The sequence below is a fragment of the Amantichitinum ursilacus genome, assembly GCF_001294205.1.
Lineage (GTDB): Bacteria > Pseudomonadota > Gammaproteobacteria > Burkholderiales > Chitinibacteraceae > Amantichitinum > Amantichitinum ursilacus.
Genome location: NZ_LAQT01000026.1, coordinates 1 through 16,207 on the forward strand (window position 1 = coordinate 1; position 16,207 = coordinate 16,207).

General features: G+C 60.2%; 10 protein-coding genes. 3 read left to right on the plus strand and 7 right to left on the minus strand.

The genetic code is table 11. The features are described from left to right. Window positions 1–178: 178 nt before the first annotated feature. The 7 genes from WG78_RS15605 to WG78_RS15635 form a co-directional block, all read right to left on the minus strand. Window positions 179–1,645 carry a glutamate synthase subunit beta gene (locus tag WG78_RS15605; RefSeq protein WP_053938770.1) on the minus strand — a complete coding sequence of 489 codons (1,467 nt, stop codon included), beginning with the start codon at window positions 1,643–1,645 and terminating at the stop codon, window positions 179–181. Next, window positions 1,646–6,277, minus strand: a complete 4,632-nt coding sequence (gene gltB, locus WG78_RS15610; RefSeq protein WP_236692060.1) for a glutamate synthase large subunit — start codon at window positions 6,275–6,277, stop codon at window positions 1,646–1,648. 522 nt (window positions 6,278–6,799) lie between these two features. After that, the gene (gene hemF / locus WG78_RS15615; RefSeq protein WP_053938772.1) at window positions 6,800–7,717 is read right to left on the minus strand and encodes an oxygen-dependent coproporphyrinogen oxidase; all 918 of its coding nucleotides are present in this window, start codon (window positions 7,715–7,717) and stop codon (window positions 6,800–6,802) included. A 129-nt stretch (window positions 7,718–7,846) separates the two neighbouring features. Then, window positions 7,847–8,224, minus strand: a complete 378-nt coding sequence (gene panD / locus WG78_RS15620; protein WP_053938773.1) for an aspartate 1-decarboxylase — start codon at window positions 8,222–8,224, stop codon at window positions 7,847–7,849. A 90-nt stretch (window positions 8,225–8,314) separates the two neighbouring features. Beyond that, window positions 8,315–8,863 carry a hypothetical protein gene (locus WG78_RS15625; protein ID WP_053938774.1) on the minus strand — a complete coding sequence of 183 codons (549 nt, stop codon included), beginning with the start codon at window positions 8,861–8,863 and terminating at the stop codon, window positions 8,315–8,317. A gap of 16 nt (window positions 8,864–8,879) precedes the next feature. After that, on the minus strand, window positions 8,880–10,736 hold the full coding sequence (locus tag WG78_RS15630; protein WP_053938775.1) for a ribonuclease catalytic domain-containing protein: 1,857 nt from the start codon (window positions 10,734–10,736) through the stop codon (window positions 8,880–8,882). 123 nt (window positions 10,737–10,859) lie between these two features. Beyond that, the gene (locus WG78_RS15635) at window positions 10,860–12,338 is read right to left on the minus strand and encodes a mannitol dehydrogenase family protein (RefSeq protein ID WP_053938776.1); all 1,479 of its coding nucleotides are present in this window, start codon (window positions 12,336–12,338) and stop codon (window positions 10,860–10,862) included. A gap of 145 nt (window positions 12,339–12,483) precedes the next feature. Here WG78_RS15635 and manD point away from each other — a divergent pair, with 145 nt between their 5' ends. The 3 genes from manD to WG78_RS15650 all read left to right on the plus strand — a co-directional run bounded on the left by manD (window position 12,484) and on the right by WG78_RS15650 (window position 16,148). Then, window positions 12,484–13,695, plus strand: a complete 1,212-nt coding sequence (gene manD / locus WG78_RS15640) for a D-mannonate dehydratase ManD (protein ID WP_053938777.1) — start codon at window positions 12,484–12,486, stop codon at window positions 13,693–13,695. 39 nt (window positions 13,696–13,734) lie between these two features. Further along, the gene (locus WG78_RS15645) at window positions 13,735–14,748 is read left to right on the plus strand and encodes a Zn-dependent oxidoreductase (RefSeq protein WP_053938778.1); all 1,014 of its coding nucleotides are present in this window, start codon (window positions 13,735–13,737) and stop codon (window positions 14,746–14,748) included. Window positions 14,749–14,846: 98 nt separating this feature from the next. Next, on the plus strand, window positions 14,847–16,148 hold the full coding sequence (locus WG78_RS15650) for an MFS transporter (RefSeq protein ID WP_053938779.1): 1,302 nt from the start codon (window positions 14,847–14,849) through the stop codon (window positions 16,146–16,148). Window positions 16,149–16,207: the final 59 nt, after the last annotated feature.

Here is a 16,207-nt window from a genome sequence, read left to right on the forward strand (position 1 = left end):
GGCGCAACGGGCCGCCCCCCGGTTTCAAAACATGCGCCGCAGGCTAAGCGGTTAAGGTTTAAAGCTTCAAAATCCATCTGCGCTAACCCGCCACAGATCACCCACCAGCCACCACCTAAATAAAAAAAGGCCCCAGCCAAAAGCCAGAGCCTTCTCCATCACAACACGCGCAAGCGCCTCAACGAGGCAGCAAGGAACTACCCATCAAAAACGCATCCACTTCCCGCGCCGCCTGACGCCCTTCCCGGATCGCCCAAACCACCAGCGACTGCCCACGGCGCACATCCCCCGCCGCAAACACTTTGCCGACATTGGTGGCATAGCAACCTTCGCCATCCGTGCTGGCTTTGGCATTGCCACGGCCATCACGCTCCACGCCAAAGCCTTCCAGCACGCTAGCGATCGGATTGGTAAAGCCCATCGCCAGGAACACCAGATCCGCCTTGATCTCGAATTCCGAGCCCGCAACTTCCACCGGCTTGCCGCCTTGCCATTCCAGACGCACGCATTTGATCGCGGTCAGCTTGCCGTTTTCGCCGATGAACTCTTTGGTCATTACCGAGAAATCGCGCTCGACGCCTTCTTCGTGGCTGCTGGAGGTACGCAGCTTCAGCGGCCAGTACGGCCACACCAGCGGCTTGTCTTCCTGCTCGGGCGGCATCGGCATCACTTCCAGCTGCGTGACCGCAACCGCGCCATGCCGATTGGAGGTGCCCACGCAATCCGAACCGGTATCGCCACCGCCAATCACCACCACGTGCTTGCCACCGGCATTGATCGGGTTGGCTTGGTCGCCAGCCACTTCCTTGTTCTGCGGAATCAGGAATTCCAGCGCGTAATGCACGCCCTGCAATTCGCGCCCCGGCACCGGCAGATCACGCGGTACTTCAGAACCACCGGTCAGCAACACGGCGTCGAATTCAGCCTTGAGCTGGTCCGGGCTGATCACGGTGATGGCGTCGTTGGTGATGCCAGCCGGCAACTTGCCATCGGCCGCCACAAGCGTGCGGGTGCGGAACACCACGCCTTCGGCTTCCATCTGCGTCATCCGACGGTCGATGGTGGATTTTTCCAGCTTGAAGTCGGGGATGCCATAACGCAGCAGGCCGCCCACGCGATCATTCTTTTCGAACACCGTGACCGAATGGCCAGCGCGCGCCAGTTGCTGCGCCGCGGCCATGCCCGCCGGGCCGGAGCCAATAATGGCAACAGTACGACCGGTTTTAACGCGAGCGATTTGCGGCGCGATCCAGTTGTTTTCCCAACCCTTGTCGACGATGTAACGCTCGATCGACTTGATGCCCACCGGGTCGGCATTGATGCCAAGGGTACAGGCCGCTTCACACGGGGCCGGGCAGATGCGGCCGGTAAATTCGGGGAAGTTGTTGGTGGAATGCAGCACTTGCAACGCTTCTTGCCAGTTGCCGCGGTACACCAGGTCGTTCCAGTCCGGAATGATGTTGTTGACCGGGCAGCCGTTATTGCAGAACGGAATGCCGCAATCCATACAACGCGCGCCCTGCGTGCTGGCCGCTTGATCGGTCAGACGCAGCACGAATTCGCGGTAGTTGGTGACGCGCTCGGCCACCGGTGCGTAGCTTTCGCTAACGCGGTCGAATTCCATAAAACCAGTGGGCTTACCCATTTATGCAATCTCCTTCTGCTGCGCAACCGGCGCAGCCGCCAGGTCTTTCAGCGCACGGCGATATTCGTTCGGGAACACTTTGACGAAGCGGCTACGCGCGTTGGTCCAGTCCGCCAGCAATTCAGCGGCGCGCGGGCTGCCGGTAAGTGCGTGGTGCTGTTCGATCAGCGCTTTCAGTTGCGCGTCATCGGTCTGGCCGCGGTGCAGCGCATCGGCGTCGACTTGCTCATTGGCCGGCAGCACGCTTTCGAGGGCCACCTGCGCCATATTGCAACGATCGGCAAAGTCGCCATCGATGTCGTAGACGTAAGCGATACCGCCCGACATCCCTGCCGCAAAGTTGCGACCGGTGCGACCCAGTACCACCACCGTGCCACCCGTCATGTATTCGCAACCGTGGTCGCCCACGCCTTCCACCACCGCGGTCGCGCCGGAGTTGCGTACGCAGAAGCGCTCGCCGCCCACGCCCGCCAGGAAGGCTTCACCCTCAGTCGCGCCGTACAGCACGGTGTTGCCACTGATGATGTTGTCGGCGGTAAAGCCGCTGAAGTCAGCCGAAGGACGGATCACGATACGGCCGCCGGACAAGCCTTTGCCGACGTAATCGTTGCCTTCGCCCGTCAGGCTTAGCGTGACACCGCGCGCCAGGAAGGCGCCGAAGCTCTGGCCAGCAGTACCGGTCAGCGCCACGTGGATGGTGTCATCGGGCAGGCCCTTGTTGCCATAACGGCTGGCCACCGCGCCCGACAGCATGGCGCCGACGGTACGGTTAATGTTCTTCACCGGCAGTTCGATACGGACTTTTTCTCCGTGTTCGATGGCGGCCTGGGCGCGTTCAACCAGTTGGTTGTCCAGCGCTTTTTCCAGCGAGTGATCTTGCACGTCGGTATGCAGACGCGGCACTTCCGCCGGCACGGCCGGTTGATAGAACACATTGCTGAAGTCGAGACCCGCAGCCTTCCAGTGTTCCACGCCTGCGCGCTTGTCGAGCAGATCGGCGCGGCCGATCAGCTCGTCAAACTTGCGTACGCCCAGCTGAGCCATCAGTTCGCGCACTTCTTCCGCAATAAAGAAGAAGAAGTTAACCACGTGCTCGGGCTGGCCGCTAAAGCGCTGACGCAGCACCGGGTCTTGCGTGGCCACGCCCACCGGGCAGGTATTCAGATGGCATTTGCGCATCATGATGCAGCCTTCCACCACCAGCGGTGCGGTGGCAAAGCCGAATTCATCCGCACCCAGCAACGCGCCAATGACGACATCGCGGCCGGTCTTCATCTGGCCATCCACCTGAACGCGCACACGGCTACGCAGGCGGTTCAGCACCAGCGTTTGCTGGGTTTCGGCCAGGCCGAGTTCCCACGATGTGCCCGCATGCTTGATCGACGACAGCGGCGAAGCGCCAGTACCGCCGTCATGACCGGCCACGACGATGTGGTCGGCCTTGGCTTTGGCCACACCGGCCGCGACCGTGCCGATGCCGATTTCGGAAACCAGCTTGACCGAGATCGATGCCTTGCGGTTGACGTTCTTCAGATCGTGGATCAGCTGCGCCAGATCTTCGATCGAATAGATGTCATGATGCGGCGGCGGCGAGATCAGGCCCACGCCCGGTACCGAGTGACGCAGGTAGCCGATATATTCGCTGACCTTATGACCCGGCAATTGACCGCCTTCGCCCGGCTTGGCGCCTTGGGCCATCTTGATCTGGATCTGATCGGCGTTGACCAGGTATTCGGCGGTCACGCCAAAGCGGCCCGAGGCCACCTGTTTGATCGCCGAACGCAGGCTATCGCCTTCCTGGAAGGTGTAGTCGCGCTCGATCCGGCCTTTGCCGATCACTTCGGACAGCTTTTCGCCTTGCTTCAGCGGGATAAAGCGTCGCGCATCTTCGCCGCCTTCACCGGTGTTCGACTTGCCGCCGATCCGGTTCATGGCGATGGCCAGCGTGGTGTGCGCTTCGGTCGAAATCGAACCCAGCGACATCGCGCCCGTGGCAAAGCGCTTGACGATTTCCTTGGCCGATTCCACTTCTTCCAGTGGCACCGGTTCGCCCACAGGCTTGATCTCGAACAGGCCGCGCAGCGTAAGCTGGCGCTTGGTCTGGTCGTTGATCAGACGCGCGTATTCCTTGTACGTGTCGTACTTGTTGGCGCGCGTGGCGTGTTGCAGCTTGGCGATCGAATCGGGCGTCCACATGTGTTCTTCGCCGCGGATACGGAAGGCGTATTCGCCACCCGCTTCCAGCGCGTTTACCAACACCGGATCAGCCGAGAACGCCGAGGTGTGCAGCTTGAAGGTCTCAGCCGCCACTTCAAACAGGCCCAGGCCTTCGACCTTGGTAGGCGTGCCGGAGAAGTACTTGTCGACCAGGCTCTTTTGCAGGCCCACGGCTTCAAAAATCTGCGCGCCGGTGTACGACATATAGGTGGAGATGCCCATCTTGGACATCACCTTCATCAAGCCTTTACCGACGGCCTTGATAAAGTTTTTCTGGTACTTGGTGGCCAGCTCGGCATCGCCCTTGGCCATATCGGCCAGCGTGGCCATCGCCAGATACGGGTACACTGCTTCCGCGCCAAAGCCGCCCAGCAAGGCAAAGTGATGCGTCTCGCGTGCCGAACCGGTTTCCACCACCAGACCGGTGCTGGTGCGCAGGCCTTGTTGCACCAGGCTTAAATGCACATGCGACGTGGCCAGCAGCGCCGGGATCGCAACGTGGTTACGGTCCATCTTGCGGTCGCTGATGATCAGGATGTTGGCGCCGCCCTTGACCGCGTCTTCGGCTTCGGCCGCCAGCGAGGCCAGGCGCGCTTCGATGCCGTCAGAACCCCAGGCAGCCGGGTAACAGATGTCCAGTTCGTGCGAACGGAATTTGTTGCCGGTGTATTTCTCGATATGACGGATCTTCTCGATATCGTGTTCGGCCAGCACCGGCTGCGACACTTCCAGACGGATCGGCGGGTTGATATCGCTCGGGTCCAGCAGGTTAGGCTTGGGGCCGATAAACGACACCAGCGACATCACCAGGTCTTCACGGATCGGGTCGATCGGCGGGTTGGTGACCTGCGCAAACAGCTGCTTGAAGTACGAATACAGCGGCTTGGCCTTGCTCGACAGCACCGGCAGCGCGGCATCGTTACCCATCGAACCGGTGCCTTCTTCGCCCAGGCGCGCCATCGGTTCGAGGATGAACTTGACGTCTTCTTGCGTATAACCAAAGGCTTGCTGGCAATCCAGGATAGTGGAACAGGGCGCTTGCGGGATCTCGGTGGCGGTCTGGACTTCGTCCAGCTTGATACGGATCTTGCCCACCCATTCCTTGTACGGACGGGCGTTGGCCAGCGTGTTCTTGATTTCCTGGTCGTCGATGATGCGGCCTTGTTCCAGATCGATCAGGAACATCTTGCCGGGCTGCAGACGCCATTTTTTGTTGATGCGGCTTTCCGCGATCGGCAGCACGCCCGATTCGGATGCCATCACCACCAGATCATCGTTGGTGACCAGATAGCGCGCGGGGCGCAGGCCGTTACGGTCCAGCGTGGCGCCAATCTGGCGGCCATCGGTAAACGCGACGGCGGCCGGGCCATCCCACGGTTCCATCATGGCGGCGTGGTATTCGTAGAAGGCGCGACGGTTTTCGTCCATCAGCGTGTGCTTTTCCCACGCTTCCGGAATCATCATCATCACGGCCTGGGCCAGCGTATAGCCGCCCATCACCAGCAGTTCGAGCGCGTTATCAAACGACGCGGAATCGGACTGACCCGGATAAATCAGCGGCCAGACTTTTTCGAGGCTCTTGCCCAGGATGGGCGAGCTGATGGCTTTTTCACGCGCGCTGATCCAGTTGACGTTGCCGCGCACGGTGTTGATTTCACCGTTGTGGGCAATCATGCGGAACGGATGCGCCAGATCCCACGTCGGGAAGGTGTTGGTGGAGAAGCGTTGGTGCACCAGCGCCAACGCGGACACACAGCGGGCATCGGCCAGATCGGCGTAGTAAACACCGACCTGATCAGCCAGCAGCAGGCCCTTGTAGTTAACGGTGCGCGCCGAGAACGACGGCACATAGAATTCGTGGCCGTGCTTGAGCTTGAGGCGGCGAATGGCGTGGCTGGACGATTTGCGGATGATGTACAGCTTGCGTTCCAGCGCGTCGGTCACCAGCACATCGGCGCCGCGGCCAACAAAAATCTGGCGAATGACCGGCTCTTTGGCGCGCACGGTGGGCGACATCGGCATATCGCGGTTGGACGGCACATCGCGCCAGCCCAACACCACCTGGCCTTCGGCACGCACGGCGCGCTCGATCTCTTCCTGACAGGCTGCGCGCGAAGCGGCTTCTTGCGGCAGAAAAATCATGCCGACGCCGTACTCGCCTGCGGGCGGCAGCGCCACGCCTTGTGCGGCCATTTCTTCGCGATAGAGTGCGTCTGGAATCTGGATCAGAATGCCGGCGCCGTCACCTTGCAGCGGGTCGGCACCGACCGCACCACGGTGATCCAGGTTCTTGAGAATCAACAACCCTTGTTCGACGATCGAATGGCTCTTCTGGCCCTTCATGTGGGCGACAAAGCCGACGCCGCAGGCGTCGTGCTCGTGTGCGGGATCGTACATCCCCTGTGGCTGGGGCATCACGTGATCCATCACGGTCTTCCTTCTGGCTAAGCGCCTCTCGGCGCGCAGGTCAAAAAAGGCCAACGTTGCGTTGACCTGGTCGGTTCACATCTACATGGTGCAAGCGCCGCTAACAGAATGGTTCTGAAGTGCGGCCAGGTTTTTTCTGCCCGGCTGATGGCCAGAACAGTTTTGTTAGCGACTCACTGCGGGGGTCGAGCAGCCGATGCGGATCGTGCGTATCTGGCGTCAACGTGGCCGGCGGGGTAGCCGGCGCTAAGGTGCGTTACGTAGGGGTATTACGCAATGCGGAAAATGGCAACCATATTGCCAGATTTTTCGCCCCAAACAGAGGCGAAATTTCAAAAAGACGTCATAAACCGGTGCAAAAATTGCCGGACCGTCCGGAAATGCCCGAATAGCAAGCTTTTCCGGCGCGTTGCCGTCTGGCGTGTAATTGCGCGGATGCAACTACAAAACGCAAAAACACGTTTTAAACAGGCGGGGCGCGGCTTGCAGCGCGATGGCCGCGCCGTTGGCTCAGGCCACGCCAGCCTTGCCCAGCCAGTCTTTGCCGATCAAAAAATCAGTATGCAAGCGGGCTTCGGGCGAACCCGCTGGCGCGTGCCAGTCGTAGCGCCATTTAACGATCGGCGGCATCGACATCAGGATCGATTCGGTGCGCCCGCCCGATTGCAGGCCAAACAGCGTGCCGCGATCCCAGACCAGGTTGAACTCGACGTAGCGACCACGCCGATACGCTTGCCAATCGCGTTCACGCTCGCCGTATTGATATTCGCGACGGCGCTCAAGGATGGGCACGTAGGCATCCAGAAACGCATCGCCCACCGCCTTGATAAAGGCAAAGCCGCCCTCGAAACCCAGCTCGCTGAGATCATCAAAAAACAGCCCGCCAATGCCGCGCGGTTCGTTGCGATGTTTAAGAAAGAAATAGCGATCGCACCAGGCTTTGAATTCTGGGTAGTACTTGGCGCCGAAGCGTTGCACCGCTTCAAAACAGGTTTGATGAAAATGCACGGCGTCTTCTTCAAAGCCGTAGTACGGCGTCAGATCCATACCGCCGCCAAACCAGAACACGTCGTCATGGCCTTCGGCATAGGCGCGAAACAACCGCACATTCATATGTACCGTGGGCACGTACGGGTTGCGCGGGTGGATGACCAGCGACACGCCCATGGCTTCCCACGCGCGGCCTGCCAGTTCAGGGCGATGCGCCGTGGCGCTGGGCGGCAAGGTTTTGCCCAGCACGTGCGAGAAATTAACGCCGCCGCGCTCGATCACACCGCCCTCTTCCACCAGCCGCGAAATACCGCCGCCGCCTTCTTCGCGCTGCCATTGGTCCAGCCGGAAACTGTGGCCATCCAGATTTTCGAGCGTGGCAACAATGTTCTGCTGCAACGACAGCAAATAATCTTTGACCTGGGTGGCGGACGGCATAGGCAAGGCCTTCTGAAGACATGACAGGGAGGGGTGATAGTAGCGCTGTGATGCAATGCGCAAAAGTCACAGCGACGTTAAAAAACGGCCACGCGGGCCGTTTTTTAGCGGATGCAAAGGGGCGCGAGCTTATTCCTGGGTGGGAATCGCGTGGCCGATGCGGGCAATCTTGTTCTCGGCATCGGCATACACCAGCGCCGGGTGATGCGTGGCCAGTTCGGTTTCGTTGTACTGCGCAAACGTGGCGATGATCAGCAGATCGCCCACTTGCGCCTGGCGTGCCGCCGAACCATTGAGCGAAATCACGCCCGAGCCGCGCGCGCCTTTGATGGCATAGGTGGAAAAACGCGCACCGTTGTTGATGTTCCAGATCTGCACTTCTTCGAACTCGCGGATATTGGCCGCTTCGAGCAAGTCTTCATCGATGGCGCACGAGCCTTCGTAATGCAGCTCGGAATGCGTGGCGGTTACGCGATGAATCTTGGATTTGAGCATGGTACGGTTCATGAACAGTCTTCCAGCAAGGTTCCAGGTCTGATGCGAGGGCTGTGTGGGATCACCGCAGCGCGGGGCATCGGTAAAGGGCTTAGCGCAGGATCAACCGCGATAAACCAGAAATTCATCCAGCAAAAACTCTTCCGGGGTAAAGCTGGAATTCAACGAAATACGATCAAACCGCAGTTGGCGGCCATCTACTTCCACCCACGCCGGAATCACCTTGCCGCGATAGCTGCCCACGCTTTCCTCGGCGCGCACCACGCTTTTAGGCTGCGGTTGTGGCGCAGGCGCGGGGGCAGCAGCGGCGGCGGCATCATCAAGGCGCGCGTCATCCGCGGGCTCGCGCTCGTTGGATTGCAGCGGCATGTTGCGCAGAAACCAGCTGAACAAAAACGCCGGAAACACGACGCGCGACACACGCTTTTGGTTATCAACCCGGCAGGCCACGCCAAACGTCTCGCCACACTTGGGGCAATGCGCTTTGGCGGCGATGGCCAGGCTGTCATCGAGCATGCGCGCCACACCGACCATATCGCGCGCGTTAAGCATGGTGCCGCAACGCACACAAGGCTTGGAAAACTGCCGGATCTGCTCGCCATTGGCAAAGCGGATCGGCAGGTAGCGATTCAACGGACGTTTAGGTTGCATGATGGCTATCCTGCGTTCAGATCGTGGCGAGACGGCAATCGAGGCCCAACTCCAGCCAGTCGGTCTTCAGACGTTGCAACGCCACAGACGTTCCGGCGGGCAGTTCGGGCAGGCCTGACACACGCAACATCAACGGCATACCGTCAACGCGCACCAGGTTTTCCTTGATGACCATGGCCGAAAACTCGTTCTTGTTTTCTTGTTCGAGGTAACGCAAACACCAGTAGCGTTCCATCTTGTCCTGAAAATCGGCGTACGCGGCATAGGCCTCGTCAAACGCGCCAATCGCGGCGAACAGCTCGGCGTCATTGCGCTGGAACCGTGGCGTGCTGCCATTGATCATCGCAATCAACTGCTGCTGGTTGATAAAGTCAACGGCGCGGCGCAACGGCGACGACGACCAGGCATAAAACTCAACGCCGAGGCCTACGTGCGGGCCAGGCTGCGTGGTCATACGCACGCGGCCGTTGTTCTGTACGCGATAGATGGCGGCGACTTCGGCTTCTTTCAAATCCTTGCCCCACTGGCTGTTGACCAGAATCATCATCTCGGCCACCAGCTTGTCCATGGGCGAACCGCGTTTACGCGGCAGAATGCGCACGCGTTTTTCGCCGCTTTCCAGCACATCTACATAAAAGCTGTAATCCACGCGCGGCGGGCCCGGCGGCGGATCGGAACGGCCGCGACGGCCTTCCATTTCGCCCGCCATACGCCACAGGAAAGTCAGCTCGGTCTTCCACGGAAAATCGGGGCCATCTTGCTGACCGGCGGTTTCTTCATTGAAGTGCGCTTCGATCTGGTCATGGCGCAGATTGGCCACCACCGGCACGCGCTCGACTTTTGAGCGATGCGACAGGATGTCGTAGCCAGGCGAAACCTCCAGGTACATCGACAACGCCGGGCGCGCCGAACCTTCTTTCAGCGTGAAAACATCCACGGCTTCGTCGGGCAGCATGGTGATCTTGTCGCCAGGAAAATACACGGTCGACAGACGATCAAACACTTCTTTATCCAGCGGCGTGCCAGGCAGGATGCCCAACGCAGGCGCGGCAATGTGAATGCCGACTTGCCAGTTGCCGTTGGGCAATTTTTTAAGGCTGAGCGCATCGTCGATTTCAGTCGTGGTGACGTCATCGATCGAGAACGCCTGTACATCAGCAAGGGGCAGATCATCCGGCATGACAATCTCGCCCGCCATTTGCGCTTCGCGGCCTTTAGGGAAGGTTTCCATCAGGAAACCTTGCAGAAAATACTCGGCCACGTCGGGGATGGCGCCGACGTTTTGCAGCAAACGCAGCGGCGCAATGTGCTGGGCATCAGCGGCGGCGGCGATTGCTTTGTATTCGAGGGAATTCTTGTCGGGGCGATGCAGCAGCTTGTTCAGCTGCGGCATAAACGCCTCGGGGATTTTGCCGGCGACCAGTTCGGCCTGCCATTCGGCCATCTGGGCCGCTTCGCGCTGTTTGCGCTCCAGCCCGGCCAGGGCGGCTTTCACGTTCTCGGCCGGGGCCGCTTTATAGCGGCCACGACCCTTCTTATAGAAATACATCGGGAACGCGACGATGCGCAGCACCACGGCAATCTGCGATTGCGCGTTGGGATTGGCGCCAAAGTACTCGGCCGCGAGTTCTTCAAAACCAAACTCGTGCTCGCCGCAGCTTTCCCACAGCAGATCGATATCGATATCGGCAGCCAGCTGTTCGGCTTCCACCATGATGGTATCGAGGCCCGGACGTTCAAAGCGCAGCAGCACGTTGGCGGCTTTCACCTTGCTGCGCTTGCCGCGCACGTCTTCCACCATCAGGCTCGCAGTTTGCGATTCCTTGACCGTAGCGACCTTGAAGCCACCCTCTTCTTCATAAAAAACGTGCATGCACCACCCTTCCAGCAAAGCACGCGATTATATATGAATTTGCGCGGCCCGCCCTGCGCGCGGGTCTGGCTGACCGGCCCGCCGGACAGTTGCGGCAGCGGGCCGGTGGCGGCGGGCGCGCGCTCAGCCCAGCGCCTTGGCAGCGCGCAGCGCGCCGTCTTCCAGCGCCAGCAACGCTTGCAGCAGATCAACGCGCAGCTGATCGGACTGCGCCAACTGCGGCGAGAAAATTTCGCTAACGCCCAGCAATTGCACCACCAGTTGATCGGGCGCATTGCTGCAATCGGCCGCGATTTTGAGCAATCGCGGCGCAATCGGATCGCTTAGCTCAAAGCGCTGCCCGTGATCGCTAACACCCCACAAACAGCGCATCCACGCCGCCACCGCCAGCAGATGCCGCCGCACTGGCAGCCCCGCCGCCAGCCGTTCCTGCAAAGTGCCCAACAAGCGTGGCGGCAATTTAAGACTGCCATCCATCGAGATTTGTGCAATGCGGTGTTTGAGCGCCGGATTGGCATAGCGCGCGAGGAGTTCATCACGGTAGGCCAGCACATCAAAGCCGGCGGGCATGCGCAACGTAGGCGCGATTTCCTCGGTCATCATGTTGCGGATCAGCGTGTAGATCGTCGGGTCGGCGATGGCCTGATCCACCGTTTCGAAACCAGCCAGCAAAGACAGATAGGCGATGGTGGAGTGCGTACCGTTCAGCATGCGCAGTTTGGCCAGTTCGTAGGGAATCACGTCGTCGGTGAGCGTTGCGCCCACCTTTTCCCACGCCGGGCGGCCCTGCGCAAAGCGGTCTTCAATCACCCATTGATAAAAGCGCTCGCACGGTACCGGCCAGGCGTCAATTGCACCCAATGCCAACTCGGCTGCGGCACGATCAGCATCTGTGGTGGCAGGCGCGATACGGTCGACCATCGTGCACGGAAAACATACCTCGGCGGCAATCCAGGCAGCCAGTTCAGGATCGATCTGCGCGGCAAAGTCGATCACCACCTGGCGCAGCACACGACCGTTATGTGCGAGGTTATCGCACGACATCACGGTAAACGGCTGGGCCCGGCGCGCCCTCAAAGCCGCCACCAGTAAACCGGGCACGCTGCACGGTTGGTCCGGATGGGCCAGATCGTGCTGTACAGCAGGGTGCGTCAGATCAAGGCCCCCGGTGCGCGCGTCGTAGCAATAGCCTTTCTCGGTGACAGTGAGCGACACGATACGGGTGGCGGGGTCGCGCAGTCGCGCCATAACCGCCTCCGGTTCGCGCGGCAGCACCAGCACTTCGCGTATCGATTGCACCACCACCACTTGCTCGCCCGCCGCGTCGCGGATCAGCACGCTGTACAGATTTTCTTGCGGCGCTAGCGCCGCTTGCATGGCCGTGTCATCCAGCAGATTAACGCCGCAGATCGCCCAATCGCCGCCCGCCTTGTGCATGGCCATCTCGGTCAGCAACGCCTGATGCGCCCGATGAAAATTGCCGAGCCCCAAATGCACGATGCCGATGGCGGGGGCTTGCCGCCACGTGCCCAAGGTGTGTGCGTCGAGGCGGGGAAGCTGCGCGCGATCAAGGCGGGCTGCGGGTTTGCTGTGTTTGCTCATAAGGCGAGTCCTGAAGAAGTGAGATCAAACCAATCGATGCCAACCACGGCACCGACCAGAAAAACTTTGAAAACATTCTTGTATGGTAGTATGTTTCTGGCTTTGAGCAATAGCACTGATCGCTAGAAAGCGAAGGAGAAGCACCGTGAAAATCACCCATGCTGACGTCATCGTGTCCTGCCCGGGGCGCAACTTTGTCACGCTCAAGATCCGTACCGATTCGGGGCCTGATGGCATCGGCGACGCCACGCTCAACGGGCGCGAACTGGCGGTCGCCAGCTATTTGAAAGACCACATCTGCCCGCTGCTGATCGGCCGCGACCCATCGCGTATCGAGGACATCTGGCAGTACCTGTACAAAGGCGCGTACTGGCGGCGTGGGCCGGTGACGGTGTCGGCCATTGCCGCAGTCGATATGGCGTTGTGGGATATCAAAGGCAAACAAGCCGGACTGCCGCTGTACCAGTTGCTGGGCGGGGCATCGCGCGAAGGCGTGATCGTGTACACGCATGCCAATGGCCGCGATATCGACGAAACGCTCGACCAGTACGCCGCCAAAAAGGAAGCCGGCTATAAGGCCATCCGCGTGCAATGCGGCATTCCGGGCATGAAGTCGGTGTACGGCGTTTCCAAAAGCAAAGACGCCGCCTATGAGCCCGCCACCAAGGGCTGGTCCGAAGAACAATGCTGGTCGTCCGAAAAATATCTGAACTATGTGCCCAAGCTGTTTGAAGCCGTGCGCGAACGGTTTGGCTTTGACGAGCATCTGCTGCACGACGTGCATCACCGGCTGACGCCGATCGAGGCCGCGCGCCTGGGCAAAGCGCTGGAACCCTACAGCCTGTTCTGGCTGGAAGACCCCACTCCCGCCGAAGACCAGGCCGCCTTCCGCCTGATCCGCCAGCACACCACCACGCCACTGGCCGTGGGCGAAGTGTTCAACAGCATCTGGGATTGCAAACAGCTGATCGAAGAACAGCTGATTGATTACATCCGCACCACCGTCACCCATGCCGGGGGCATTACCCATCTGCGCCGAATCGCCGATCTGGCCGCGCTGTATCAGGTACGCACTGGCAGCCATGGCCCTTCCGATCTATCGCCGGTGTGCATGGGCGCCGCGCTGCATTTCGATCTGTGGGTGCCCAACTTCGGCATGCAGGAATACATGGGTTATTCCGAGCAGATGCTCGAAGTCTTCCCGCACGCATGGCGCTTTGATAACGGCTTTATGCACCCGGGCGATGCACCCGGCCTCGGCGTGGAAATCGACGAAAAACTGGCCGCCCGCTATCCCTACGAACCTGCCTATCTGCCGGTGGCACGTCTGGAAGACGGCACCTTGTGCAGCTGGTAAGCGCGCTATGTGCCGATCGCTTTTATCAGGAGACCTTCAATGAAATCAGTCGTAATTGAAAAGCCGGGCGTACTGCGCATCGCCGAACGCGAACGCCCGCAGCCCGGTGCCGGCGAAGTCCGCGTCAAAGTGGTGGCCGCAGGTATTTGCGGCTCGGATGTGCATATTTTTCATGGCAATAACCCGTTTGCGCGTTACCCGCGCGTTATCGGGCATGAGTTCAGCGGGATTATCGACGCCGTGGGTGAAGGTGTAGACCCCGCACGCATCGGCACACGGGTTGCCGTCGACCCGGTAGTGAGCTGTGGCCACTGCTATCCGTGTTCCATCGGCAAGCCCAACGTCTGCACCACCCTGCAGGTGATCGGCGTGCATCTGGACGGTGGCTTTAGCGAATACGCCGTCGCGCCATCGCGCAATGCCTATCCCCTGCCCGACTGCATCGGCGATGACGTCGCGCCGATGATCGAGCCGTTTACGATTGCCGCCAATATCTGCGGCCATCTCAAGCCCAGGCCCGACGATATCGCGTTGATCTATGGCGCCGGGCCAATGGGGTTGACGGTCATCCAGGCGCTCAAAGGCGTGTATGGCGTTAAACAGGTCATCGTGGCCGACCGTTTGCCCAGCCGGCTTAAGCTGGCAGACGCCAGCGGCGCCGATTTGCTGATCGATAGCAGCGTTACGCCGTTGCCAGAAGAACTGACGCGCCTGCAGATCAAGCCCACCCTGATTGTCGACGCCGCATGCCACCCCGCCATTCTGCAAGAAGCCGCCCTGCTGGCCTCGCCCGCCGCCCGCATCGGCCTGATGGGTTTCTCGGCCGAGCCCAGCAGCATTACGCAGCAATCGCTGACCAGCAAAGAGTTGTCGATCTTCACCTCGCGCCTTAACAGCGCCCGTTTTCCCGAAGTGATCGGCTGGTTTGAACGCGGCCAGGTGCAACCGGCCACGCTGATTACCCATGCCTTTGATCTGGAAGAGGTGGAGAAAGGTTTGCATCTGTTTGAGCACGATGCCGCCGCGTGCTGCAAGGTGGTTTTGCGTTTCTGATCCGCCCTCTTCGCCTTATCCAACTATACCGGCGGGCAAAGTACCCGCCGCCAGCGCCCTGGAGTACGACCTCAAACCCTCCTCTGGATGGACGCAATATGATCAAGAATCTGCGCTGGACCCTGGTACTACTGCTATTCCTCGTGTACATGATCAATTATCTGGACCGGGTGGCGTTGTCGCTCACCGTGCCGTTGATCGAACATGATCTGCAACTGAACGCGCAGCAGTTTGGCGTGATCTTTGGCAGCTTTTTCTTTGGTTATGCCATTTTCAATTTTATCGGCGGCCTGGCGGTCGATCGCTTCGGGCCCAAAGTGGTGATGGGCCTGGCGGTGGTGTTCTGGTCGATCTTCTGCGGGCTGACCGCGGTGGCAACCGGCTTTTATTCGATGCTGATCTTGCGGGTGCTGTTCGGTATGGCCGAGGGGCCGATCTGCAGTTCGGCCAACAAGATGATCAATGGCTGGTTTCCACGCCGCAGAGCCGCCACCGCGATGGGCATCCTGAGCGCGGGCTCACCCTTGGGTGGTGCCGTGGCAGGCCCGATTGTGGGCGCATTGGCGGTGGCCCTGGGCTGGCGGCAAGCGTTTGTGGTGATCTGCGCTATCGGCCTGGTCTGGGCGGTCATCTGGTTTATCGTGGCGGCCAACAAACCGGCTGAAAGCAAATACGTTACCGCACGAGAACGCGAACTGATCGAAACGCTGAAAGCCAGCGACCCCGCTACACCGCAAGCCACGTCAGCCAGCGATGGGCTGCTGCATTACCTCAAGCAGCCTGTCATCATGGCCACGGCTTTTGCCTTCTTTTGCTACAACTACATCCTGTTTTTCTTTCTGTCGTGGTTCCCCACTTATCTGGTGCAGGCGCACGGTCTGAACATCAAACAAATGAGCCTGACCACGGTCATTCCCTGGGTAGTCGGCTTTGTCGGCCTGGCCCTGGGCGGCGTGATTTCGGATGCCATCCTGCGCTGGACAGGCAAATCGCTGCTGTCACGCAAGATTGTGCTGACCACCTGCCTGGGCGCGGCGGCCCTCTGCGTGGCGTTGGCAGGCAATATCGCCAGCGTGGTGCCCGCCGTGGCCATGATGTCGGTGTCGATCTTCTTTTTGTATGTCACCGGTTCGATCTACTGGGCGATCATCCAGGACGTGGTGCACCCGGCACGTGTGGGTAGCGTCAGTGGCTTTGTCCATCTGGTTGGCAGCGTGTCGGGCATTGTCGGCCCCATCGTCACCGGCACGATTGTGCAGAACACCGGCAAGTTTGATAGCGCCTTCATTCTGGCGGGTGCAGTGGCGGCCACGGGGGCAATCTGGGTGCTGTTTGCGCTTAAAGACCCGCGCAAGCCCGAGGGCCCGAAGACCGTCGATCTGCAATCCGCCGCCTTGTAGGCAAGGCACGGCCCGGCATACACTGCCAATGATTCTGATATAGAAAGCGGCCAGGTCAT

What these genes read in the sequence shown, in the direction of transcription:
- gltB (WP_236692060.1), bottom strand. Translation starts at nt 6,277, where the DNA reads ATGCCCCAGCCACAGGGGATGTACGATCCCGCACACGAGCACGACGCC.
- WG78_RS15630 (WP_053938775.1), bottom strand. Translation starts at nt 10,736, where the DNA reads ATGCACGTTTTTTATGAAGAAGAGGGTGGCTTCAAGGTCGCTACGGTC.
- hemF (WP_053938772.1), bottom strand. Translation starts at nt 7,717, where the DNA reads ATGCCGTCCGCCACCCAGGTCAAAGATTATTTGCTGTCGTTGCAGCAG.
- WG78_RS15605 (WP_053938770.1), bottom strand. Translation starts at nt 1,645, where the DNA reads ATGGGTAAGCCCACTGGTTTTATGGAATTCGACCGCGTTAGCGAAAGC.
- WG78_RS15645 (WP_053938778.1), top strand. Translation starts at nt 13,735, where the DNA reads ATGAAATCAGTCGTAATTGAAAAGCCGGGCGTACTGCGCATCGCCGAA.
- WG78_RS15650 (WP_053938779.1), top strand. Translation starts at nt 14,847, where the DNA reads ATGATCAAGAATCTGCGCTGGACCCTGGTACTACTGCTATTCCTCGTG.
- WG78_RS15625 (WP_053938774.1), bottom strand. Translation starts at nt 8,863, where the DNA reads ATGCAACCTAAACGTCCGTTGAATCGCTACCTGCCGATCCGCTTTGCC.
- WG78_RS15635 (WP_053938776.1), bottom strand. Translation starts at nt 12,338, where the DNA reads ATGAGCAAACACAGCAAACCCGCAGCCCGCCTTGATCGCGCGCAGCTT.
- panD (WP_053938773.1), bottom strand. Translation starts at nt 8,224, where the DNA reads ATGAACCGTACCATGCTCAAATCCAAGATTCATCGCGTAACCGCCACG.